Raw genomic sequence first — 21,339 nt, 5'->3', positions numbered from 1 at the left:
CCGTCCGGTACTTGCCGGCCTTGAGGGCTTTGGATAACGGAACGGTTACGGGCATGCATCGAACGTAACCGAGGTTATGACCGGCCCAGAAATGCTGTGCCTACCGTCACATCGGTACAAAATCCCAGTTCGAATGTCACGACTACATAACGACATGGAGGTAATTTCGTTATGACATTGGTGAAAGGGTATTTCGGGTGTATTGACCTCGGCCCTGCCCCGCGGGCAACCTGTGTAAGTGCCCGCTAACGGAGTCCGAGTCATGACCGCTCTCGCGGACCCCACACGCCGTGCGATCTTCGAGGCTTTGCCGTCCGGAGCTCGGTCGGTGGGGGAGCTCGCGGCGGCCGTCGGCGTCAGCAGTTCCGCGGTTTCGCAGCATTTGAAGGTGTTGCGGGAAGCTCGCCTGGTGATGTCGCAACCTGCGGGCAACCGCAGGCTGTACTCGCTGGACCCGCGGGGGCTGGCGGACTGCCGTGACTATCTCGAACAGTTCTGGCCCAGTGCCATCGCCGCCTACTCGGCCGCGCTGTCCTCCGCGCGGGCCGATCTGGCCGATATGTGAAGTCCCCGCTCGGACGGGTAACAGCGGGATAGGTCCGGCTCAGCCGACCCGGCGGTACGCCTGCTGCCCGCGCCGATCCAGCCCGGTGCCCGGCCATGGACGCTTGCGCAGCTGCTTGTCCACGGCGTTGATCACTTCGGGGACCTCGATCTTCAGCAGTCCCGGGTCGGGTGTCTGGGCGGCCGGGTCGCCGACCTGTCCGGCCCACAGCACCGCGTGCCTGCCCAGCAGATGCGGGGGCGGCCCGCTGCGGCTGGGCGGGGTGGGCCCGAACAGCAGTACGGTGCGGGTGCCGAACGCGGTCGCCAGATGCGCGATCCCGGTGTCCCCGGCGACCACCAGCGCGGATTCGGCGACGGTGGCGGCCAGTTCGATGAGGTTCTGTTCTCCGGCCAGCACCTTGGACACGGGCAGTCCGGCGCGCGCTGCGACCCCGAGGGCGATGTCGCGTTCGGTCTCGTCGCCGGTGAGCACCACGTCCCGGCCCTGTACGAGCAGATGGCGCACGACCGCGGCGAAACGGTCCGGTGGCCAGCGCCGCGCGGGTGCGCCCGCGCCGACGTGCACCACGACGCAGTCGCGATGGCTGGTGGTGGCCACGGGCGGGACCAAGCCCAGATTGCGGCGGTCCGCGGCGATGCCCTCGGATTCGAGCAGGTGACACCAGCGGTCGACGTCGTGCATATCGGGGTCCCAGTCGGGTCCGGTGAGTTCGGGGAAGTAGGGATTGCGATAGGTGAGGACGCGGTCGGGTTTGGTGCGCAGCAGCTCGGCCAGGCCCTCGGTGCCGCAGCCGTGCAGGTTCACCGCGAGCGCGGGTGCTTCCCCGTCCCAGCGCATCGCCGAGGGTCCCGCGACGGGCAGCAGTTCGTCGACGGCGGCGATGAGATCGATGATCGGTTTGAGGCGGTGCGGGGCGGCGAGGGCGATGTGATCCTGGGGCCTGGCCCGGCGCAGCGCGCGCAGCGCCGGGACCGCGGTGAGCAGATCACCCAGTCCGCGAGCCCGCAGCACGAGTACAACCGCCACCTGATCTCTCCTAGCCGTTCACTGCCCGCAATGTCCTTGCCTGCAACGTCTTCGCTCGCTCGCGCCGCCGGTCGCGGCAGCGCGGCCCCACAAGGGGAGAGCCCTCCAATGCGGGAACACCGAGGGCCATTAGGAGAGGACTACCCGGCGGGCCGCGGCGCGAAACACCATGGCGCACCGCGCGCGCCACTATTTGTTACTACCGCCCGTCGGAGGCGCGCGAGATCAACTACCGTGTGGTCATGGACCTCGTCTACAACCTGGTGGTCGTGTCCCATTTGCTCGGAATGGCGGCCGTGGTCGGCGGTTACGCCGCCGGCCGGCCCCGAGTCTCCGAGCTCATGGTCTGGGGCGCGCGCGCCCAGTTGATCACCGGCATCGCGCTGGTCGGGCTGGCCGAGTCGGTCGATTCCCTCGGCAAGGACCCCGATATGGCCAAGATCGGGGTGAAACTCGTTGTGGCCGTTCTGGTCACGGCGTTCGCCGAGATGGGCCGGGCCGATGCCAAGCGCGGCAAGGCGGTGGTGTGGATGACCCACGCGGCCGGTGCGCTGGCCATCGTGAACGTCTTCGTCGCCGCGCTCTGGCACTGACGGGCGCGGGGGTGTCAGGCCCCGGTCGCGGTCGAACGGCGCTGCGCCGCCCGTGATGCGGTCGCGAAGGCGCGCGCCAGTTCGGTGGCGACGACGGCCTGGCCCGCCATGGTCAGGTGGATGTGGTCGGCGCTGAGCCAGTCCGAGCGCAGGCGCGCGGGGTGCTCCCAGAATTCGGTGAGGATGGCGTCGTGCCGGTCCGCGACGCGGCGCACCACGTCCGCGTATTCGGCGAACACGGTGCGCAGCGGGCGGAGTTTGCCGGTGAAGGCGTCGGCGAGGGTGAACAGTGACAGGCGCGCGCCGGTGGCCGCGAGTTCGGTGCACAGTTCGTCGAGTTCGCGTTCGACGGTCTCCATGCGCGTTCCCCGCCGGAACAGATCGTTGCCGCCGCCGGTGACCTGGATCAGGTCCGGGTGGAAATCGGCAACGCGCGCAAGCTGTTCCGCGCGGATCTCGGCCAGGGTGGCGCCCATGCGGCCGGTGTTGAGGTAGTCCGATTCCGGGTGTGCGGCCAGCAGCCAGCGGGCGAGGCGATCGGCCCAGGGCACGCTCGCGTAGCCGGGGCGGGGATCGCCGATGCCCTCGGCGATGGAGTCGCCCACGACCGCCAGGCGTCGCCACGGTATGTCCGCGAACAGGTTTCGGGCTTCGGCGTCGGTGATGAGCAGGGGGTCCTCGGCCTCGGTGGCCGGGTGCGGGTGCAGTGCGGCGAGGTCGATGGCGTCGGCGTGGATGTCGCGCGGGGTGTGAATGTCGTTGGTGGTCATGCGCGCTGTGCTCCTGTGTGGCGGGGATCGGTGGAGTCGTCACTGTGACGTTCCTCGGCGGGTGCCGGGGGATGGGCCTCTCGCGATGGCCGTGGTCTCCCGGGGGTGGTGCGAACCCTCTCCGGACTCGTAAACTGTACGTACGATCGTTCGTATTGTTGAAAAGTACGACCGATCGTGTGCTTTGGCAAGTGGAAGTGACACCATGAAGGGATGGCCGACCCCGTGCAGACCGCTGAACAGCACATCCCCGCCCCGATCTCGGACCAGCGCTTGGTCAAGGGCGCCCGGGCCCGAGCGAGCATCGCGCGCCACGCCGCGGACGTCGCCTCGGTCGAAGGGCTCACCGGATTGAGCCTGGGCCGGCTCGCGAGCGATCTCGGGATCAGCAAGAGCGGTGTGGCGACCCTGTTCGGCACCAAGGAGAAACTGCAACTGGCCGCGGTCGACGCCGCCCGCGAGATCTTCATCGAGTACGTGGTCGCCCCCGCGAGCACCGCACCGCGCGGCATCGAACGCCTGCGCGCGTACATGCGGCACTGGTTCGACTACATCGACACCCCGGTCCTGCCCGGCGGCTGCTTTCAGGTCGCGGGCATGGCCGAGTTCGACAGTCGCCCCGGCCCGGTGCACGACGCCCTGGCCGCCAGCCGCGCCGAATGGTTCACCGTCCTCGAACGCGAGATCGGGCGCGCCCAGGAAGCAGGCTTCGCCGCGGCCGGCACCCCGCACGCGGTCGCCTTCCAACTCGACGCGCTGATCAGCTCGGCCAACACCGCCGCGCGCATGGGCGAGGAGAACGCCATCGCGACCGCCCGCGAGATCGTCACCGCCCTGCTGGACCGTCGCGCCGAGTAGCCCGGCCCGCGCCGGTGAGTCGATTCAGTGCGACATCGTCGGCGTCGTGACTGCAGCGCGCCCAGGTCAATGCGGTGAAAAGTGTTCCGCAGCAGTTGTTTTCATCGACCGCCTCGTGATCGGGCAGCGGCCGATCGCCGGGCGCGGCCGCCTACTGTCATGCCCCGCGCGGCGCGTACATGATGATCGCGACCCCTACCAGGCACACCAGCGCGCCCGTCACGTCCCACCGGTCGGGCCGGAACCCGTCCAGCGCCATCGCCCACAGCAGTGACCCGGCCACGAACACCCCGCCGTAGGCCGCCAGGATCCGCCCGAAGTTCGCATCGGGCTGCAGCGTGGCGACGAACCCGTACACCCCCAGCGCGACCACCCCGGCGCCCATCCACGCCCACCCCCGGTGCTCGCGCACGCCCTGCCAGATCAGCCACGCGCCACCGATTTCGGCGACGGCGGCCAGCGCGAACAACACCACGGAACGCAGAACGGTCATCGGGCAACCTTAGGTGCCGAGCGCTCTCCGGAGCCCGGCAGGCGGATCACGCAGACCTGTGCGGCCGTCGCGGCTGTCTTGTCCTGGAGCCCGAGCGGTGCGCGGGGCGGGTCCAGCTCCGGCGTCAGGCGGCTGGGAGGTGAGCCCGCGGGAGCTGCGGGCCCGCGGGAGGGCTCGGTGTCGCGGTAGCTCCGGTGCGCGGGTAGCCGGACGCGGTCCGGGCCGCCCCTCGTGCGACCCGGACCGGAATCGTGCCGTGCCCGGTTCCGGCGAGTCCCCCGGGACCGGGCGGGTGTCAGCGCCCGACCAGGCGGTTGGGCTCGAACAATTGCTGACCGAGATATCCGCCGGGCGTGAGCACGCCCGGGGGAATCGCGAACACCGCCGACCCGACCGGCGTGGTCCACCGGTTCAGGGCGTCGAAATCGGCCAGGCGCTGCTGCACCGGCAGATACTGGGCGCCGATATCGCGCTGGAACGCGGTGAACAGCAGCCCCGAATTCGACAGCTGCCCGGGCGCGGGGGTGTCGTCGTAGTTGAACCCGCGCCGCAGGAAACGCTCGCGCTCGGTCGTGTGGTGCGCGCGAGCGATATGCGAGGACGGCGGTATCAGCGTGATGCCGAATTCGTCGACGGCCGCGAAATCGGGTTCGTCGCTTTCCTTGGTCCCGCCCAGGGGCGCACCGTCGGAGTCGCGCCGGCCCAGGGTGATGCCTCGCGCTTCGGCGTCCATCTCGTCCCAGCTGTCCAGGTTCATGGCGATGCGGCGCAACACCATCGACGTGCCGCCCGCCAGCCACGGCGTGCGCGCCCCGTCGTCCCAGACCAGGGTGTCGAAATCGAGGGTGCCCGGCGCGATGTTGACCGTGCCGTCGACCTGCCCGAGCAGATTGCGCATGGTCTGGCCCTTGGACGCGTTGCGGAACCCGCGCTGCACCCATTTCACGGTGACCAGCGATTTCACATGCTTGGACAGCACCCGCACCGCGTGCGAGACCGTCGTGGCCTCGTTCGAGCACACCTGCACCAGCAGCTGCGCGCCGGTGTACGCCGGATCGAGCCTGTCGATCGAGTACGCGGGCAGCTGCTCGAGCCATGCAGGGCGATCGCCCTGGTGCCCGGTGAGCGCGAACAACCCCGGCCCGAACCCGACGGTCACCGTGAGCGCGGCGGGCCGGGCGGCGAGTTCGGGTTCGGTGTCCGCGAGCGCGGGCCGCCCCTGGGTGAGGCGGGCCGCGTCGTCGGTCCAGATCTTCAGTACCCCGATCACGTCCTCGCGATCGGTGCCCGCGGCCATGTCGAACCCGAGGAACGCCACGTGATCCTGCGGATCGGTGGCGATCCCGGCCTGATGCGGGCCGTAGAACGGGATCGTGTCCAGCGCCGGATCCCGATCGTGGTCGCGATGGGTGAGAGTGGCCGCGCCCCAGCCGATTCCGGCGGCTCCGGCGGCGCCCGCCACGGCAGCGCCGCCGCCGAGTAGTCGCCGCCGGGTGACCCGGCTCGGGTGCGGGGATGCGGGCTCAGCCACCGTGCGCGGGATTCTGCGCGGCGGGTGCGGGGTGCTCGCCGCCGCTGTAGTTCTCGTTGCCGCCGGCGAAGTCCCGCACCTGCGCGGACACCGTGGTCGTGGAACCGTCGGAGAAGATCAGCGTGATGGGGGTTTCCGCGCCGGTGCGCAGCGGCTGCTTCAGATCCATGAACATGAGATGGTCCGCGCCCGGCTTCAGGGTGATGGTGCCGTGCGCGGGAATGACGATCCCGCCCTCCTTGGGCCGCATGGTCTTGTCCCCGCCGGCGGCAGCGACGACTTCGTGGATCTCCACGCGCGCGGACACCGGGCTCGACGCGGCGACCAGATTGACCGGGGCGTCACCGGCATTGGTGAGGATGCCGAACGCCGCGGACATGCCGCTGTCGGCGGCCTTGATCCACTGGTCGTTGTAGCTGATCTCCTCGGCGGCCTTGCCGGTGACCGTCGAGGCCGAATCGCTGGAACAGGCGGTGGGCACGATCGCCAGCGCGGCGGCGGCCGCGAGCAGGCCGAGACGACGGGCGCGCGGGGTGCGGGGCAGGGTGATGGACACGGGTATCTCCGATCGATGAGGGTGATGCGGAAGTCGTTCCGGGGCGGTCCCGCATGGGCGAGCCGGGCACGCGGCGCGCAGGCAACTCGACGCCGCGACGGAGTCGAGCGTCGAATCATCAAGCGCGGGCGTGCTATTCGCGATGCGGGGCCGATTTTTACAGCGGGTCTCGAGGTCCGCGTCCGTCATCGCCGCGCGAGGGCGAACAGCAAGCCCGGCAACGCTCGACTACGAGGGATGCGGCGAACGGTCCTGAGCATCGATGCCGCCGCGCCCGGGGGAGCGCTGACCGCGAGAGTCGCGGCCACCCACCCGGCACACGCAGACGACACCGGCCGAGAGACTTACGCCGGAACGACGTGTGAGAACACGATCGGGCCCCGCGGCGGCCCGCGCCGCCCGATACCGGGGCTCACCAGCAGACGGCGAACCACCGCCCGCTCATCGGCGCGAAACGCGCCCGCGACCCGCTCCGGCGGAGTGAGCACGCCCGCCAGCGCCACCATGAAACGGCGCGCGCTGGTGATCGCCCGCCGCAGCCCGACCTCGGCAGCCCCGATGAGCAACGCGCCCACCGGAATCGCCACCAGGTGCGCGGCCAGCATGAGCGGGGTCGCGCCGTGCTGGTGATGCCCGGGCGACATCGACAACGCCAGATGTCCGACGGCCTGACCGACCGCCAGCATTCCCATGGTCGCGGCCAGCACGTGCGCGGGCCGCAGCGCGGCGACCACGACCCCGATCAGCCCGCAGGCCGCCAGCAGCAGCGCCACCGCCGATCCGGCCGGGAGCGCGGTACCGCCGCCGAGGGCGTGCGCGAAGATCGCGACCGCCCCCGAGGTCGCCCCGACGGCGGCGCCGCGCAGGGGCGCGGTGTGATCCGTCGGTGAGCGCACCCGTCCATATTACGGCCGAGGGTGCGCTGACCGGCGCGCAGGCCGCGGTTGCGCCGCCGGGGCCGCCCGGGGTGAGCGGCGTCTCCACAACATCTTCACAAGCGGGCCGAACCATCTCCACGCCCACTGCATAGGGTCACACCATGGAAGCGACCCAGCAGCGCACCGCGCGGCGCATTCTGGTGGTGGAGGACGAACCCACCATCGCCGAATCCATCGCCGCGCGCCTGCGGGCCGAAGGGTTCAGCGTCGATCTGGCCCACGACGGACCCGCCGCCGTGACCGCCGCCGAAGCCCTGGACCCGGACCTGGTGGTGCTCGACGTCATGCTGCCCGGATTCGACGGCCTCGAAGTGTGCCGGCGCATCCAGGCCCGCCGCCCGCTGCCGGTGCTCATGCTCACCGCCCGCACCGACGAGACCGACATGCTCATCGGCCTCGGGGTCGGCGCGGACGACTACCTGACCAAGCCGTTCTCCATGCGCGTACTGACCGCCCGCGTCCACGCGCTGCTGCGCCGCGTGGAACGCACCGCCGCCCCGGGCGCCGCGATCGTGGTCGGGGACCTGCGCATCGACCTGGACCAGCGGCGCGTCTGGCGCGCCGACGCCGAAACCCAGCTCACCCCACTGGAATTCGAGCTCCTGGTCCACCTGGCCCGCCGCCCGCGCACCGTCCTGGCGCGCGAACGCCTGCTCTCGGAGGTGTGGGGCTGGGCCGACGCCTCGGGCACCCGCGCGGTGGACAGTCACATCAAGGCGCTGCGCCGCAAACTCGGGCCCGACCTCATCCGCACCGTGCACGGGGTCGGCTACGCGCTCGAGGCGCGATGAGCGCGGGGGAGTGGACGGCGCGGGTCGCGGCGGCACTGCACGACTGCCCCGATCGCCGGGATGGTTCCATAGGGGATGCGCGGGCGGGGAGGTCCGCGCGGCGCCGGGCGTACACGCACCCGACGCCACTGCGCTATCGGCGGGGGGACGCGTGAGCGACAGCGGGGAACGGGCACGGGTGTGGGCGGGACAGCTCGCCGCACGACTGCCCAGGCCATTGGATCGGGTGCGCTCGATCAAACTGAAACTGGCCATCCTCATGGTCGGCTCGGGAGCGGTGGCGTTCGGGTTCTTCGCCCTGCGCATCGGCTGGCTGCCCCCGCGCACCACCGCCGCGGCCGTCCTGCTGGCCCTGGCCACCTCGCAGGTCCTGGCGCACGGAATGACCATGCCGCTGCGGGAGATGACCGCCGCCGCCAAACACATGGCCCAGGGCGACTATTCACGCCGGGTCCGCGCCACCTCCCGCGACGAGGTCGGCGAACTCGCCGCCGCGTTCAACTCCATGGCCGCGGACCTGGCCGCGGCCGATCAGCAGCGCCGCGAATTCATCGCCAACGTCTCCCACGAACTGCGCACCCCCATCACCGCCCTGGGCGCGGTGCTCGAGAACCTCGTCGACGGGGTCGCCGAACCCGACCCCGCGACCCTGCGCACCGCGCTCGCCCAGACCGAACGCCTGAGCCTGCTGGTCTCCGAACTACTCGCCCTGTCCAGCATCGAAGCCGGAGCCGTCCGCCTGGACCGCGAACAGTTCCCGCTCGAGCCCCTGCTGAAAGAGGTTGTCGCCGAAGCGGAAGTGATGGCCGCCGCCGTGGACCGCCCCGTGCGCTTCACCATCGCCGCCACCCCCGGCCTGCTGGTCCGCGCCGACCGCGCCCGCCTGCACCAGGTGCTGCTCAACCTCGCCGACAACGCCACCCGGCACGGCCCCGCCCGCGGCGAGGTCCGCCTCGAAGCCCACACCCTGCGCGGGCACACCGTCATCGAGGTCGCCGACGACGGCCCCGGCATCCCACCCGCCGAACGCCCCCGCGTGTTCGAACGCTTCACCCGCGGCGGGCGCACCACCAGCGGCGGCACCGGCCTCGGCCTGGCCATCGCCCGCTGGATAGTCGACCTGCACGGCGGCACCATCGCCGTGGCCGCCCCCGGCTCCCGCATCCGCCTCACGCTGCCGGACTGACCGGCCCACCCGGAATCGCGACCCCGGGCCCCCAATCGGGCCACGGGCCCCGACGGTCCGGCAAACGACCCATTCCCACCCCCGGCCTCGAATACCGGGATCGATCCCGCACACCCACAGGAGGTTTCATGTCCACCGACAAACCCGCCCATCCCGGCGAATCACCGCACCCGAAACCCGCCCCGGACATCGCCAGCGCCGGGGAGTCGCTGAGCGGTACCCCCGGCGCGACCTCGACCGGCCCCGCCGCGCCCGACGATGCGGACGTCGCCACCGGAAGCGCCGGTTCGGTACCCGGACCCGACACCACCGGGCCCACCGATGCGGACGCCCGCGCACGGAGCATCGGTCCGGTACTCGAGCACGAGACCACCGGGTCTGCCGGTGTGATCGAATCCGGGGCGATCGGCGTCGCCGCGCCCGACGATGCGGATGCCTCCGGCACCCGGAGCGCCGGTTCGGTACTCGAGCGCGAGACCACCGGGTCTGCTGAGGCGACCGGCCCCGCCGCGGCTGAGGATGCGGATGCCTCCGCTACCCGGAGCGCCGGTTCGGTACCCGAGCACGAGACCGCCGGGGTCACCGACGCGGTCGAATCCACCGCGGCGATCGGCGTCGCCGCGGCTGCGGCCGACACGGGTGCGCTCGCAGCCGATCAGCGGACTCCCCCCGGCGTGGCCGCCACGGCCACCGCTTCGGCGGGCGGCACGGTCGAGGGGTCCGTGCCGCCCGCCGGCCCGATCGGGAATCTCGCAGGCGCACAGGGGGAGTGGTGGCGACCCGACGCCGGGACGATGCCCCCGGGCGCCGTCGCCTGGGGCGCTCCCGCCCTGCCCGGCGCCGCCGCCCCGGTGGCGCCGCAGTGGCTGACCACCCTCGGCCTCAACGGCGGAAACCTCGCGGCCGGTGCCGAACCCATGCGGCCCATCGCCCATATGCCGGGCCTCCCGGTACGCCCGGTCCCCAAATCCACCCGGATCCCCATGGCCAAGGGCACCCTGCCCGCCATCGCGATCAGCGGCCTCGCCGGCGCGGTCCTGATTCCCCTGGACCGCCCCGGCATCGGCTGGCTGCTCGCGGGTCTGGCCACCGCGGGCGCCGTCTACGCGGTGGACACCACCGCCCGCCGCCGCGCGGACGCCTCGGACGCTCCGGACGCGCCGCCCACCGACCCGGCCACACGTGACGATCGGCCCGAGACCGGCCCGGACACCGCGACGACCGGCGATCGGCCCAAGTCCGGCAATGAGCACGCCGGGCCCACGATCGAAGCGAAACCGATTGCGGGACAATCATTCAGCACGTCCATCTCGCGCGACACCGATGCCGCGAACCGGTCCGTCGAGGCCACACCCCCCAACCGGCCGATCAACCCGGCGACCTCGCCGCAGGCGCGTGCCGAAGCGCACATCGACCCTCCCGCCGACTCGGGAACGAACGACGAACCGGACGCTGCCGGGCAGACCGCCGCCGCCCCGACCGCACCGGCGGCACCCGCCGAGCCGGTGCCCGCGAGCACCCACGCATCGACACCGCCGGGTATCACCCCTCCACCACCGCCCGCCTCATCCACCACGGCAACCGCGAACCCCGCCGACGCGCGGCTCGACAAGCCCGCCGCCGACACCGCATGGACCAGGCTGTTCGGCACTCCGGGATCACAGCGCTCGGTCACCATCGGCCGGGTCTGGTGGGTCGCGCTGGCCATCGGGCTGCTCGCGGTCGGCGCCGTGCGCGCGGCCGAGTGGCTGTTCGTACTGTGCTTCCTCGCCGCGGCCGTCGCCGCCTCGCTGGCCGTGGTGTCGCGACGCTCGATCTACGGATTCGTCTACGACGTCTGCGCCGTGCCCATGCAGGCAATCGGGTCCATCCCGTGGGTGTACCGGGGCATGCGCGCCGTGCGCGGGCGGACCGGATCCTCGACCCAGCGCGTGTGGTGGTCGCTGGCGGCGACCACGGTCCTGCTCCTGATTTTCGTACCGCTGCTCGCGGGCGCGGACGCCGTCTTCGCCCGCTGGGTCGAAGATCTGCTGCCCTCGCTCGCGGTGGACGAATTGGTTCGCTGGGTCTTCGTGTTCCTCGTCGTCGCGCTGTGCGCGGCCGGCGCGCTCTACCTGCTCGCCGGCCCGCCCCCGGCCGCCGCCGACGCGCCCGAGGGCGCGTACTCCACCTTCTTCGGCGTCAACAACATCCGGGGACAGCAGACCCGGCGCCGTTTCTCCCGGCTCGAATGGGGCCTGCCCATGGGCGCGCTCACCCTGCTGTTCGCCCTGTTCCTCGCCTCACGCCTGGCCGCGATGTTCGGCGGCGACGCCTACGTCATGAGCAACGGCGGACTCACCTACGCCGAATACGCCCGCACCGGCTTCTGGCAGCTCTCCATCGTCAGCATGCTCACCCTCGCGGTCATCGCGATCGTCCAGCGCACCGCCGCACAGGAATCCACCGCCGACCGCCTCTGGCTGCGCCTGGCCGTCGGCGCGGTCAGCGTCCTGACCCTGGTCATCGTCGCCTCGGCCCTGCACCGCATGTGGGTGTACCAGGAGGCCTACGGATTCACCATCCTGCGCCTGCTGGTCGAAGTCCTCGAGCTCTGGATCGGACTCGTCTACCTCATGGTCCTGGCATCGCTGGTGAAACTGCGCCGCGACTGGGTGCCCCGCGCGGCCATCGGCGCCGCCGCCGCGACCCTGCTCACCCTCGCGGTGATCAACCCCGAACTGCTCATCGCCGAACGCAACGTCGACCGCGCGGCCCACGGCAAACGCATCGACCTCTACTACCTCAGCGACCTGTCGCCCGACATCCTGCCCGCCCTGGACCGACTGCCCGACGCCGACCGCGACCGCGTCGAAAAAGCCATCCGCGACCGTCTCCACGACGACACCTGGCAGGGCTGGAACCTGTCCCGCTCGTCCGCCCGCAACTAACCCGGGCTCAGCGGGTGCCGCGCCGCTCCGCCAGCTGCGCGGCCACCCGCCCGATCAGGTCGTACGGAATCGGCTTGCCCAGCACGAACTTCAACGTCCCCTTACCCGCCCGATACGGCGCGATCGCCGCCTCGAACGCGGCATCACCCTCGGGCACCGGATACACGCTCACATGCTTGGCCCACCCGGCATAGAACACCACGACCTTGCCGTCCAGCTTCACCGCCGGAATCTGATAGCTGATCGCGTCGACCCCGCCCGGCACCGCCGCGTGCACGGTCTCGCGCACCTTGTCCAGCACCTCCCGGACCTCGGGCGGGAACTGCGCGATGTACTCCTGAACCGTGCTCGCCTCTGCCATGTCCGCCACCTTCGTGCGTCCGGGAACAGCGTGAAAACAGCCCTGCCGACTCCGACCGTACCGCTGTCCCGGAGCCCGTGACCGCAGCCGAGCGTCTCGATCCCACAACCTCGCCCGATGCACCCCGCCGCGCCCTCGAGCACTATGGGCGGAGTGGGAGAACACAAGGACCGCATGCTGCGCGGCGAGCTCTATCGCGACAACGACCCCGAACTAGTCGCCGAACGCCGCCGCTGCCAGGAACTACTCGACAAGTTCAACGCCACCGGCGCGGGGGAGGACCAGCAGCGCCACGGCATCCTCACCGACCTGCTCGGCGCGATCGGCGCGGGATCCTGGATCATGCCGCGCTTCCAATGCGACTACGGACACCTGATCCGCCTGGGCGACAACAGCTTCCTCAACTACGACGCCATCGTCATGGACTGCGCGCCCGTCACCATCGGCAACGACGTCTCCATCGGCCCCCGCGCCCAGCTCCTGACCGCCCTGCACCCGATGGCCGACCACGAGCTGCGCCGCCAACGCTGGGAAACCGCCGCACCCATCACCATCGGCGACAACGTCTGGCTCGGCGGGGGAGTGATCGTCTGCCCGGGCGTGACCATCGGCGCGAACACCGTGGTCGGCGCGGGCAGCGTCGTCACCCGCGACCTCCCGGAGAAGGTCTTCGCCGCGGGCAATCCGGCCCGCGTCATCAAACAGCTCTGACCCGGCCGCGGCGGCCGCGCACCCGAACCGGCCGCCGCAACTTCTTCGGCAGCTGAGATAACCTGTCGCACAATCACCTCCGGCCTCGTAGCGCGCCTGTCCGGGTACAACGCGACCCTGACCTCTCGGGACCGCGTGGCGCGGAGCCCGTCGGGGTATAGGCCTGCTTCTCGGGGGAGAGTCGGCCGACACGCGTGATCACGATGACGTGTGACGCCCGTTCGGGGAAGCCCTTGCCGATCACACTCACCGGCCACTCCATTACCCGGCGGGTAATGGTTGCGCGCTCCGGCAATTCGTACGATCGGGGCATGCGTACACAATCCGCAGGTGATCTGCTCCGGCATTGGCGAGTCACCCGCAGGCTCAGCCAGCTCGAGCTCGCGGGCCGTGCCGAGACCTCCACCCGGCACCTCAGCTTCATCGAGACCGGGCGCTCCACCCCGAGCCGGCAGATGATCCTGCACCTGTCCGACGAGCTGGAAATACCCCTGCGCGAACGCAATCGCATGCTGCTCGCGGCCGGCTACGCACCGGTCTACGCCGAACCCGAACTCGACGCCCCCGCCATGGCCCCCGTACGCACCGCCGTCCGCCAGATTCTGGCCGGTCACGAACCGCACCCGGCCCTCGCGGTCGACTCGGCCTGGAACATGGTCGACGCCAACGCCGGCATCGCCCTGTTCCTCGACGGCGTGGACCCGGCCCTGCTGGCCGCACCGGTCAACGCGCTGCGCCTGAGCCTGCACCCCGACGGCCTCGCCCCCCGCATCATCAACCTGCCCGAATGGCGCGGCCACCTCTTCGAACGCCTGCAACGCCAGATCGACGCGAGCGGCGCACCCGACCTGATCGCCCTGCTCGCGGAACTGCGCTCCTACCCGGGCGGCGAACAGGCCCCCGGGCTGCCCGAACCCGATCAGGCCGTCGTGCCCCTGCGCCTGCGCCTGGACGACCGCGAACTCGCCTTCATCAGTGTCACAACGGTATTCGGCACACCCATGAACGTCACCGTCGCCGAATTGGCCATCGAGGCGTTCTTCCCGGCAGACGCGGCCACCGCGACCCTGCTCCGCGAGCGCATCGCGGTCACCCCGGACTAGCGTCCTCGCTTTTCGACACGCGCGGGGCAGGGGAGTCGGCGTCCCCGCCTGCGCTGCACCCCGTGTGCCGGGGCAGGGGAGCGTGGCAGGTCGCATGCGGTTGGTTGATCCACATGTGTTCTGTGACAGCGCTTTCGAACGTCTACCTGGGTTATGAGACCGAAGAAGAGAGTCAACCATGCTCCCCGATTCAGTACATACCAACATGGAAATATGCGCATCTACGCATGTGTAGCCTGTTTGTTGAAATTGTGACGGTGAGAGCCGTGGCCGTAAGGAAAAAAGAACTGCTCATACAAGAGCGGGCCGCCGCGCGGGGTCGGTGGAACAGGGGAGGGGTGCGATAGCGTCGGGGGTGTGGAGCTGCGTCGAATCCATCATGTGGCGGTGATCGCGACCGACTACGAGCGGTCGAAGGACTTCTATGTGCGGGTGCTCGGGCTTCGGGTGCTGGCGGAGCACTATCGGGCGGAAAGGCGTTCGTACAAGCTCGATCTGGAGCTGCCGGACGGTGGGCAGATAGAGCTGTTCTCGTTCCCGGATCCGCCGCGGCGGCCGTCGCGGCCGGAGGCGGCCGGCCTGCGGCACCTGGCGTTCGTGGTGCCGAATGTGGGGGAGGCCCTGGCCGAGCTGGCCGCCGGGGGAGTGCGGGTGGAGGCGGAGCGCGTCGACGAGTACACGGGGAAGCGGTTCGCGTTCTTCTTCGATCCCGATGATCTGCCGCTCGAGCTTTACGAAGCCTGAGCTCGGCTCTTCAGTTTGGTTGCACGATCAGGGGATAGAAATATGCGCATCTAGGCATTCGTTTTTGTTATCGAAAGAATCCGTCAACTGGGTTGGGCCGCAACGGCCCGACCGCAGCGCTTTCTTCCGCTCGCACAGAGCAGCGGGGCCCGCCTCGGCGCGGCGCCGATGGCGGTGCCGGGTTTGCTTGGGGGACTTGGGTTTGCGTGGTTCGGGACGGGGGTTTCGATGCCGGGCGGTCGGGTGTTCGGGGGCTCCCATACGATGGTGGCCATGACCACAGTGCTCCTGAAGACCTCCGCCGGGGATATCACCCTGGAACTCGACGAGGCCAAGGCGCCGAAGACAGTCGCGAACTTCGTCGACTACGTCAAGGCGGGCCACTACACCGATACCGTGTTCCATCGCGTCATCCGCGGCTTCATGATCCAGGGCGGCGGCATGACCGCCGACATGCAGCAGAAGCCCGCGCCGAACAAGGTGGAGAACGAGGCGAACAACGGTCTCAAGAACGACAAGTACACCGTCGCCATGGCGCGCACCATGGATCCGCATTCGGCCAGCGCGCAGTTCTTCATCAACTCCAATAACAACGATTTCCTGAACTACCCGGGCCAGGACGGCTTCGGGTACACCGTGTTCGGCAAGGTCGTGGACGGCATTGCCGCGGTGGACTCGATCGAGGGTGTGCGCACCGGTTCCAAGGGCGGGCATCAGGATGTGCCGGCCGAGGCCGTGACCATCTTCTCCGCCGAGCTCGTCTGAGTTTCTTCCACACGAGAGCGCGCCGGGTTCGAATGAACCCGGCGCGCTTTGTCTTTGCCCGGCTTGTCTTTGCCCGGCCGGTGGTGGTTCAGGCGTCCAGGACGCGGACCTGGCGGTCGACGACGGGTGGTTCGACGGACCAGGGGAAGTTGATCCAGCGGTCGGTGTGCTTCCACACGTATTCGCAGTCGACCTCGGAGCGGGGTTTCTGGTAGATGACCGCGCAGCGGACTTCGGCGACGTGGTCCTGGCAGAAGTCGCGGACGAGTTTGAGGGTGGCGCCGGTGTCGGCGACGTCGTCGGCGACCAGGACTGTCGCGCCGGTGAGGTCGACGGCGCTGGGTACGGGGGGAAGCATGACCGGCAGGTCGAGGCGTTGGTCGACGCCGGTGTAGAACTCGACGTTCATGACGTGCAGGTTCTTGACGTCGAGGGCGTAGCCGAGGGATCCGGCTACGAAGAGGCCGCCGCGGGCGATGGAGAGGATGAGGTCGGGCTTGAATCCGTCCTTGGCGATGGTGTGCGCCAATTCCCTTGCGGCGGTGCCGAATAGTTCCCAGCTGAGTTCTTCGCGGTCGCTCATGTTGCTCCGTCCCTGTCCCGGACCGATTGACCAGGAGATCATACGAGTGCGGGTGGGCGCTCGGATGCTGATCGGTTGCAGTGTCCGGGTTTTCGGGTCGGTTCGGTGTGTCGGCTACGGCTGGTGAGTGATGGTGTACCAGAGCAGGCCGAGGGTGGCGAGGCCGAAGAGCGGTACGAGGATGAGGGTTTCCATCTTGTTGCCGGTGCGGTCGATGATGGGGATGCGGGTGCGGATGTCCAGGGGCCAGAGCAGGCGGCAGCCGCGGTCGGTGAGGCAGTCGCCGAGGATGTGGGCGAGGGCGCCGAGGCCGACGGAGAAGGGGAGCCAGGCGGGTTTGTCGCTGATCCAGTAGTCCATGACGAAGGTGCCGCTGGCGGCGAGGGCGATATGGGTGCCCCAGGCTTTGGGGCCCTCGCCGGAGGGTGCCAGGTGCAGTGCGCGCACGGCCAGGGCGAGCAGGAAGAAGACCAGGGCGAGGGTGAAGTAGCGGCCGATCCAGTGCAGTCCGGCCCAGGTGCCGACGGTGACGAGGGCGACGAACAGGAAGGAGTGGGTGCCGTGGCGGTGCCCGCCGGATATCCACGAGATGAATTTGCAGGCGGCGTGGGAGACCGGTCCCAGGACGTGGGAGATGGTTCCGTTGGGGTGGTCCGCGTCCGGGAGCAGGGCGGCGCCGGCGGTGAGCAGGGCGCCCATGACGAGGTCGACGGGGCGGATGTTGCCCATTTGGCTTGCGGGATAGGTCAATACGGTGAGCGGTAGCGCTGCGGCGGCCGCTGACCAGGCGAGCGCGCCGCTGGTGGCGTGTGAATGTCCTAGCACCACAATGAGATTAACCGTCATTTGGGCTGGTGTTCAACTTTGTGGTGATGCTGATGGTATGTGGTAGCAGGGGTTTCGTGTGCCGGGGACTGGGCAGGGCGGGCGGGAGCGGACCCGCCGGTGGGGGTGTCGGGCGGTGAAATAGTCTCGGGGGAGATTGCGCTTTCCGCTCAGAGAGGAACGGACATGTCGGTTGCGTCCGCGGTGAAGGATCAGATCCAGCAGATCGGCGGGGGGTTCATGTTCTCCCGGGAGGCGAAGGCGTTCGCCGCGTCGACGGGCGTGCCGGGGTTCCTGCCGGGGTACACCCGGGGCCGGGGTGGGGTGCTGGGTGATGTGGACGCGGATGTGGTGGCGGCGGCGTTCGGGTTCTTCCCGCCGGCGGCGGTGCGTACGGCGTGGGAGGCGACGGCGGGGGTGCCGGCGGCCAAGGGGGCGCAGGGGTATCTGCTGGCGTGCCAGGATTTCGGGCGGCGCAAGCTGGCGGGGTTCGAGCCGGTGGAGCGGTTGGCGGAGTTGCTGGAGCGGGTGGCCGATGGGGCGTCGGTGGCGGGGGTGCCGTTGTTCGCGGGGTGGCGGGCGTTGCCGCGGGCGCAGGATGCGCCGGCGCGGGTGGCGCATGCTGTGCAGGCGTTGCGGGAGTTGCGGGGTGGTTTGCATTTGATGGCGGTGCGGTCGAGTGGTTTGTCGCCGTTGCAGGCGGTGTTGATCGCGGGGTCGCCGTTGAGTTCTGGTCCGGATCAGGCGCGCGGGTACGGGTGGGGTGAGCCGTTCGAGGAGATCACGGCGGATTTGAAGGGGCGGTGGGTGCAGGCGGAGACGATTACCGATGATTTGATCGCGCCGGCGTTCGCGGTGCTCGATGATCGGGAGGCGCAGGAGTTGGTGGGGTTGCTGACCGCCTGTCACAGCGCGGTTTTCGCGCGGCGCTGAGCCGCGGGGGCGTTCGGGTGTGGCAGGCTCGCCGGTCAGTGGGGGCTGCCGCGCCCGGGTGTGAAGGGGTTCCGCGTGGACAACGATCGTGTGGTGGCGACGGTGCTGGGGTATCCGGGGGTGCGCAGCGTGTGGGAGGAGCGGGCGAACGCGCCGTTCCGGCTGGCGTATCTGCTCGATATTCCGGCGCGTAGTCCGCATGCGGTGGTGGTGTTGCGGCAGGTGCTGGATTTGTTTCTCGAGCACGCGCAGGTGCCGGGGCTCGGCGATGTGGCGGGGTTGAACGAGCAGACGAGTCTGCTGGCGTCGAATGCGGTGCCGGTGGAGCGGGAGTTCGTGCGGGCGGCGGCGGCGGGGTTCGTGGTCGATGATGCCGCGGATCCGGCGGGGGAGATTTTCGCTATCTGCAGTGCGGCGTTGCGGTATCTGTTCGCGTCGGTGATCGTGGCGCGCGGTGATGTGGATGCGCGGCTGGGTGTTTCGGGGTTCGTGCCGCGGGGTGCGGGTGGGGGTGCGTTGCGTTCGACCGGGGATGTGGCTGCGGCGTTTCTGTCGTTTCCCGATGTCGGGGCGATTCGGGTGGATCCGCGGGTGGCGGCGGCGCGGTTGTCGTATGTGCTGGGGGTTCCGGCGTCGACGCAGGAGTCGGTGCTGGTGTTGGTCCGGGTGTTGCAGTTGTTCGTGGAGGAGACGCCGCGGGTGCCGGAGTTGTCGGATATGGCGGCGATGGTGCGTGAGACGGGGCGGATCGCGGGGACGGCGACGCCGTTCGACGCGGAGTTCCGGTTCGCGGCGGCACAGGGTTTCGATGTGGCGGACGCGCCCGATGTGGCGGAGGCGGTGTGCCTGGTGTGTGATCGGGTGGCGCGGTTTCTGTTCAAGGCGGTGATCGTGGCCCGGGGTGAGACGGATCGTTTTCTGGAGGGTGTGTCGTGAGTTCACGGGTGGCGCGGTTGCGGGCGTTGATCGAGCATCCGGCGACGGGTGCGGGTGAGCGGGCGGCCGCGCAGCGGATGCTGGATCGGATCGCAGGCGCGGCGGTGTGGGCCGATGCGGCCGATCGGGCGTACGGGTCGCGGTATGCGCGGGCGGGCAGGCATGCGGGTCTGGCGGAGATCGCGGAGTTGGTGCGCGCCGATATCGCGTTCGCGCGGGTGGTGTTCACCGAGCCGGTGGCCGCCGATGCGGTGGCGGTGGCGGATCCGATTCGGGACGCGCCCGCCGAGATCGGCTATCGGGTGACGGATCTGCGGGAGCAGAACAGCATCGTGGTGGAGGTGGATTCGGTTCCCCCGCACTGGGGTTGGACCGCCGAGGGGGCCCCGAGCGCGGCGTTGACGGGGTTGGCGCGGGCGCTGGCGGAGATCATGAATTCGTACAACCATGAGGGTGCGGTGATCGGTACGCGGTTCTTCGCCCGGGTGCGGGCCGGGGAGCGCACGCTGATCTGGTGAGGTCGTGGAACGCGAACAGGAGTGCGTATGTCGGAGGCCGGGGTGCTGCGGATCGCGCAGCTCAATATCGGGTCGTTGCTCGAGCCGAAGTGGGAGCAGCGCCGGCACGAGGTGCTGGCGTGGTTCGAGCGGCTCGATCCGGACGTGGTGTGCCTGCAGGAGGTGTGGGAGGACGTCACCAAGCCCGAGGAGAGCAATACCGGGCGCTGGCTGGTGGAGAACGCGGGCGCGGGACGCTGGCACTGGTGTTTCGGCGGGTATCCGTTTCCCGAGGACGCCTGGCACGACCGGAATCTGCGGTTCGGGTCGGCGATTCTGAGTCGCTGGCCGATCGAGCGGTCCGAGGTGCTGGCGTTGCCGGGGGATCCGGCGCCGCGGGACCCGCATCCCTCCTATCGCATGCAGGCCGAGCTGTTGTACGCGCGTACCGGCGGGATCGATGTGTTCAGTACGCATTTGGCGCCGCCGCCCGCGCAGGCGTATCAGCGGGTGCAGCAGGTGCTGGCCATCGACGACGCGATCACCGCCCGGCACGATCGCACGGTGACCGCGTTGCCGCCGATCCTGTGCGGGGATTTCAACGCCAAACCGCTCTCGGACGAGATCCGGTTCCTGCAATCCAATGCCGTGCTGGAGGGGCGCAGTACCTCGTTCCAGGACGCGTGGTCGCTGCTGCGCCCGCAGGAGGTCGGCTACACCTATGACCCGCTGAGCAATCCGCAGGCGCGGTTCCTGAACGTGCCGCCCCAGCGCATCGACTACGTGTTCGTGGGTGACCCGTTCCTGCGTCCGGAGGGTGCGGGCCGGATCCTGAGCGCGGACCTGGCTTTTCACGAGCCGTTGACCGGGATCATCGCCAGCGACCACTACGGGCTCGTGGTGGACGTGCGGTGGCCGCAGCGGCCGTGAGCGCGGCGCGCACCCGGTATTCACGCGCGGGTCGCGTTCGCGTGGGTGCGAACCTCTAGCATGCGAGGCGTGGGCGGGCGATGGGTGCGGATTCTGGTGTGTGCGAGCGTGCTCGCCGCCGCGGGCTGCGTGGGCGCGGTCGATCGCGCCGATTTCGAGGAGCGGATGCGAGCACGCGGCGGGGGATTGGTGAGTGCGCTGCCGCTGGGGGCGATCAGCGCCCTGTCCCAGCGTCTGGGCGTCCCCGAGGTGCAGGCCACCGTGCTCGTGCTGACCGCGCCCGATTCGGCGAACTTCCGGGTGGTGCTGGCCGATCAGCCGCCGCAGGTGACCGCGTTCCTGGCCGAGCACGATCTCACCTCGCGCGAGGCGGCGGTGTGGCTGCGGGTGCGCACCGATCGCCGGCTCGACGACTACGCGTACCTGTACGGCACGCTCGGCCCGGGTGATCCGGTGCGGGTGTCCGCGCGCGAGGATCTGGACGCGGACAGCTTCACCCTGAACGCGGTGACCGGGCTGTCGCGGGTGGAGGAGATCGTCGACACCGCGCTGGCGCGCAGCGAACTCGACGGCGCGCACGTGCCGGTGATCGTGGTCGCCCGCTTCGACGGCGATATCCGCATCGTCGCCAATGTCGTCTCGTCCCGGGCCGAGATCATCGCCGAATTCGACGAGACCGGGCAGTTCACCCGGATCAGGCCGGTGTAGCGC

General features: G+C 69.9%; 24 protein-coding genes. 15 read left to right on the top strand and 9 right to left on the bottom strand.

Going from position 1 to position 21,339, the window contains the following annotated elements:
* The first annotated feature begins 262 nt into the window (after positions 1-262).
* Complete coding sequence (locus tag ACFVBH_RS19155; RefSeq protein WP_354988737.1) at positions 263-565, top strand: metalloregulator ArsR/SmtB family transcription factor; 303 nt, start codon at positions 263-265, stop codon at positions 563-565.
* Positions 566-604: 39 nt separating this feature from the next.
* Here ACFVBH_RS19155 and ACFVBH_RS19150 read toward each other — a convergent pair whose 3' ends face one another.
* Complete coding sequence (locus ACFVBH_RS19150) at positions 605-1,594, bottom strand: glycosyltransferase family 9 protein (RefSeq protein ID WP_354988736.1); 990 nt, start codon at positions 1,592-1,594, stop codon at positions 605-607.
* A gap of 242 nt (positions 1,595-1,836) precedes the next feature.
* Here ACFVBH_RS19150 and ACFVBH_RS19145 point away from each other — a divergent pair, with 242 nt between their 5' ends.
* Positions 1,837-2,187, top strand: coding sequence for a hypothetical protein (locus ACFVBH_RS19145; RefSeq protein WP_354988735.1), 351 nt, complete (start codon positions 1,837-1,839; stop codon positions 2,185-2,187).
* Positions 2,188-2,201: 14 nt separating this feature from the next.
* Here the strand turns inward: ACFVBH_RS19145 and ACFVBH_RS19140 are convergent, their stop codons facing one another.
* On the bottom strand, positions 2,202-2,957 hold the full coding sequence (locus tag ACFVBH_RS19140) for an SGNH/GDSL hydrolase family protein (RefSeq protein WP_379003001.1): 756 nt from the start codon (positions 2,955-2,957) through the stop codon (positions 2,202-2,204).
* A gap of 213 nt (positions 2,958-3,170) precedes the next feature.
* On the opposite strand from ACFVBH_RS19140, the gene ACFVBH_RS19135 reads away from it, so the two are divergent.
* Positions 3,171-3,815: a TetR/AcrR family transcriptional regulator gene (locus ACFVBH_RS19135; RefSeq protein ID WP_354988733.1), complete on the top strand. Its 645-nt coding sequence runs from the start codon at positions 3,171-3,173 to the stop codon at positions 3,813-3,815.
* Between the two features lie 157 nt (positions 3,816-3,972).
* Here ACFVBH_RS19135 and ACFVBH_RS19130 read toward each other — a convergent pair whose 3' ends face one another.
* The 4 genes from ACFVBH_RS19130 to ACFVBH_RS19115 all read right to left on the bottom strand — a co-directional run bounded on the left by ACFVBH_RS19130 (position 3,973) and on the right by ACFVBH_RS19115 (position 7,291).
* Positions 3,973-4,308 carry a YnfA family protein gene (locus tag ACFVBH_RS19130; RefSeq protein WP_379002999.1) on the bottom strand — a complete coding sequence of 112 codons (336 nt, stop codon included), beginning with the start codon at positions 4,306-4,308 and terminating at the stop codon, positions 3,973-3,975.
* 295 nt (positions 4,309-4,603) lie between these two features.
* Positions 4,604-5,839: a Dyp-type peroxidase gene (locus ACFVBH_RS19125; protein ID WP_379002997.1), complete on the bottom strand. Its 1,236-nt coding sequence runs from the start codon at positions 5,837-5,839 to the stop codon at positions 4,604-4,606.
* On the bottom strand, positions 5,832-6,395 hold the full coding sequence (locus ACFVBH_RS19120) for a copper chaperone PCu(A)C (RefSeq protein ID WP_379002995.1): 564 nt from the start codon (positions 6,393-6,395) through the stop codon (positions 5,832-5,834). The genes ACFVBH_RS19125 and ACFVBH_RS19120 overlap by 8 nt, the downstream gene beginning before the upstream one ends.
* A 344-nt stretch (positions 6,396-6,739) precedes the next feature.
* Positions 6,740-7,291: a hypothetical protein gene (locus ACFVBH_RS19115; protein WP_354991823.1), complete on the bottom strand. Its 552-nt coding sequence runs from the start codon at positions 7,289-7,291 to the stop codon at positions 6,740-6,742.
* Between the two features lie 143 nt (positions 7,292-7,434).
* Here ACFVBH_RS19115 and ACFVBH_RS19110 point away from each other — a divergent pair, with 143 nt between their 5' ends.
* The 3 genes from ACFVBH_RS19110 to ACFVBH_RS19100 all read left to right on the top strand — a co-directional run bounded on the left by ACFVBH_RS19110 (position 7,435) and on the right by ACFVBH_RS19100 (position 12,240).
* Positions 7,435-8,124, top strand: coding sequence for a response regulator transcription factor (locus tag ACFVBH_RS19110; RefSeq protein WP_354991822.1), 690 nt, complete (start codon positions 7,435-7,437; stop codon positions 8,122-8,124).
* 151 nt (positions 8,125-8,275) lie between these two features.
* The gene (locus tag ACFVBH_RS19105) at positions 8,276-9,310 is read left to right on the top strand and encodes an ATP-binding protein (RefSeq protein WP_379002993.1); all 1,035 of its coding nucleotides are present in this window, start codon (positions 8,276-8,278) and stop codon (positions 9,308-9,310) included.
* 128 nt (positions 9,311-9,438) lie between these two features.
* Complete coding sequence (locus ACFVBH_RS19100; RefSeq protein ID WP_379002991.1) at positions 9,439-12,240, top strand: DUF4153 domain-containing protein; 2,802 nt, start codon at positions 9,439-9,441, stop codon at positions 12,238-12,240.
* Between the two features lie 7 nt (positions 12,241-12,247).
* On the opposite strand, the gene ACFVBH_RS19095 is transcribed toward ACFVBH_RS19100, so the two are convergent.
* Positions 12,248-12,601 (bottom strand): DUF1801 domain-containing protein, encoded by a 354-nt coding sequence (locus ACFVBH_RS19095; protein WP_354991765.1) that lies wholly within the window; start codon positions 12,599-12,601, stop codon positions 12,248-12,250.
* 153 nt (positions 12,602-12,754) lie between these two features.
* Between ACFVBH_RS19095 and ACFVBH_RS19090 the strand changes: the two genes are divergently transcribed.
* From ACFVBH_RS19090 to ACFVBH_RS19075, 4 genes are all read left to right on the top strand, one after another.
* A complete protein-coding gene (locus ACFVBH_RS19090; protein WP_379002988.1) occupies positions 12,755-13,312 on the top strand; it encodes a sugar O-acetyltransferase in 558 nt (185 codons plus the stop codon).
* Positions 13,313-13,623: 311 nt separating this feature from the next.
* A complete protein-coding gene (locus ACFVBH_RS19085; protein WP_354991767.1) occupies positions 13,624-14,415 on the top strand; it encodes a helix-turn-helix transcriptional regulator in 792 nt (263 codons plus the stop codon).
* Positions 14,416-14,772: 357 nt separating this feature from the next.
* Entirely contained in the window at positions 14,773-15,159 is a 387-nt protein-coding gene (locus ACFVBH_RS19080; protein WP_379002986.1) for a VOC family protein, read from the top strand.
* Between the two features lie 273 nt (positions 15,160-15,432).
* Complete coding sequence (locus ACFVBH_RS19075; protein ID WP_379002984.1) at positions 15,433-15,924, top strand: peptidylprolyl isomerase; 492 nt, start codon at positions 15,433-15,435, stop codon at positions 15,922-15,924.
* Positions 15,925-16,012: 88 nt separating this feature from the next.
* Here ACFVBH_RS19075 and ACFVBH_RS19070 read toward each other — a convergent pair whose 3' ends face one another.
* Both ACFVBH_RS19070 and ACFVBH_RS19065 read right to left on the bottom strand, forming a co-directional pair.
* Positions 16,013-16,507 carry a phosphoribosyltransferase gene (locus tag ACFVBH_RS19070; RefSeq protein WP_379002982.1) on the bottom strand — a complete coding sequence of 165 codons (495 nt, stop codon included), beginning with the start codon at positions 16,505-16,507 and terminating at the stop codon, positions 16,013-16,015.
* Positions 16,508-16,621: 114 nt separating this feature from the next.
* Positions 16,622-17,332, bottom strand: coding sequence for a metal-dependent hydrolase (locus ACFVBH_RS19065; protein WP_354991515.1), 711 nt, complete (start codon positions 17,330-17,332; stop codon positions 16,622-16,624).
* 120 nt (positions 17,333-17,452) lie between these two features.
* On the opposite strand from ACFVBH_RS19065, the gene ACFVBH_RS19060 reads away from it, so the two are divergent.
* The 5 genes from ACFVBH_RS19060 (at position 17,453) to ACFVBH_RS19040 (ending at position 21,336) form a co-directional block, all read left to right on the top strand.
* Positions 17,453-18,265, top strand: coding sequence for a hypothetical protein (locus ACFVBH_RS19060; RefSeq protein WP_379002980.1), 813 nt, complete (start codon positions 17,453-17,455; stop codon positions 18,263-18,265).
* 75 nt (positions 18,266-18,340) lie between these two features.
* Positions 18,341-19,201 carry a hypothetical protein gene (locus tag ACFVBH_RS19055; RefSeq protein WP_379002978.1) on the top strand — a complete coding sequence of 287 codons (861 nt, stop codon included), beginning with the start codon at positions 18,341-18,343 and terminating at the stop codon, positions 19,199-19,201.
* Entirely contained in the window at positions 19,198-19,719 is a 522-nt protein-coding gene (locus ACFVBH_RS19050) for a hypothetical protein (RefSeq protein WP_379002975.1), read from the top strand. Before ACFVBH_RS19055 ends, ACFVBH_RS19050 begins: the two co-directional genes overlap by 4 nt.
* Before the next feature lie 27 nt (positions 19,720-19,746).
* Positions 19,747-20,628 (top strand): endonuclease/exonuclease/phosphatase family protein, encoded by an 882-nt coding sequence (locus ACFVBH_RS19045; RefSeq protein WP_354991511.1) that lies wholly within the window; start codon positions 19,747-19,749, stop codon positions 20,626-20,628.
* Between the two features lie 69 nt (positions 20,629-20,697).
* A complete protein-coding gene (locus ACFVBH_RS19040) occupies positions 20,698-21,336 on the top strand; it encodes a hypothetical protein (protein WP_379002972.1) in 639 nt (212 codons plus the stop codon).
* Positions 21,337-21,339: the final 3 nt, after the last annotated feature.

It is taken from the genome of Nocardia sp. NPDC057668, assembly GCF_042799795.1.
Classification (GTDB): Bacteria; Actinomycetota; Actinomycetes; order Mycobacteriales; family Mycobacteriaceae; genus Nocardia.
Note: the sequence above shows the minus strand (reverse complement) of the source record. Positions and strands in the feature narration are given on the sequence as shown.

Bases quoted from the DNA above. Each gene is read 5' to 3' on its own strand.
- ACFVBH_RS19155 (WP_354988737.1), top strand. From the start codon at position 263: ATGACCGCTCTCGCGGACCCCACACGCCGTGCGATCTTCGAGGCTTTG.
- ACFVBH_RS19085 (WP_354991767.1), top strand. From the start codon at position 13,624: ATGCGTACACAATCCGCAGGTGATCTGCTCCGGCATTGGCGAGTCACC.
- ACFVBH_RS19075 (WP_379002984.1), top strand. From the start codon at position 15,433: ATGACCACAGTGCTCCTGAAGACCTCCGCCGGGGATATCACCCTGGAA.
- ACFVBH_RS19130 (WP_379002999.1), bottom strand. From the start codon at position 4,308: ATGACCGTTCTGCGTTCCGTGGTGTTGTTCGCGCTGGCCGCCGTCGCC.
- ACFVBH_RS19095 (WP_354991765.1), bottom strand. From the start codon at position 12,601: ATGGCAGAGGCGAGCACGGTTCAGGAGTACATCGCGCAGTTCCCGCCC.
- ACFVBH_RS19045 (WP_354991511.1), top strand. From the start codon at position 19,747: ATGTCGGAGGCCGGGGTGCTGCGGATCGCGCAGCTCAATATCGGGTCG.
- ACFVBH_RS19140 (WP_379003001.1), bottom strand. From the start codon at position 2,957: ATGACCACCAACGACATTCACACCCCGCGCGACATCCACGCCGACGCC.
- ACFVBH_RS19145 (WP_354988735.1), top strand. From the start codon at position 1,837: ATGGACCTCGTCTACAACCTGGTGGTCGTGTCCCATTTGCTCGGAATG.
- ACFVBH_RS19135 (WP_354988733.1), top strand. From the start codon at position 3,171: ATGGCCGACCCCGTGCAGACCGCTGAACAGCACATCCCCGCCCCGATC.
- ACFVBH_RS19100 (WP_379002991.1), top strand. From the start codon at position 9,439: ATGTCCACCGACAAACCCGCCCATCCCGGCGAATCACCGCACCCGAAA.
- ACFVBH_RS19110 (WP_354991822.1), top strand. From the start codon at position 7,435: ATGGAAGCGACCCAGCAGCGCACCGCGCGGCGCATTCTGGTGGTGGAG.
- ACFVBH_RS19070 (WP_379002982.1), bottom strand. From the start codon at position 16,507: ATGAGCGACCGCGAAGAACTCAGCTGGGAACTATTCGGCACCGCCGCA.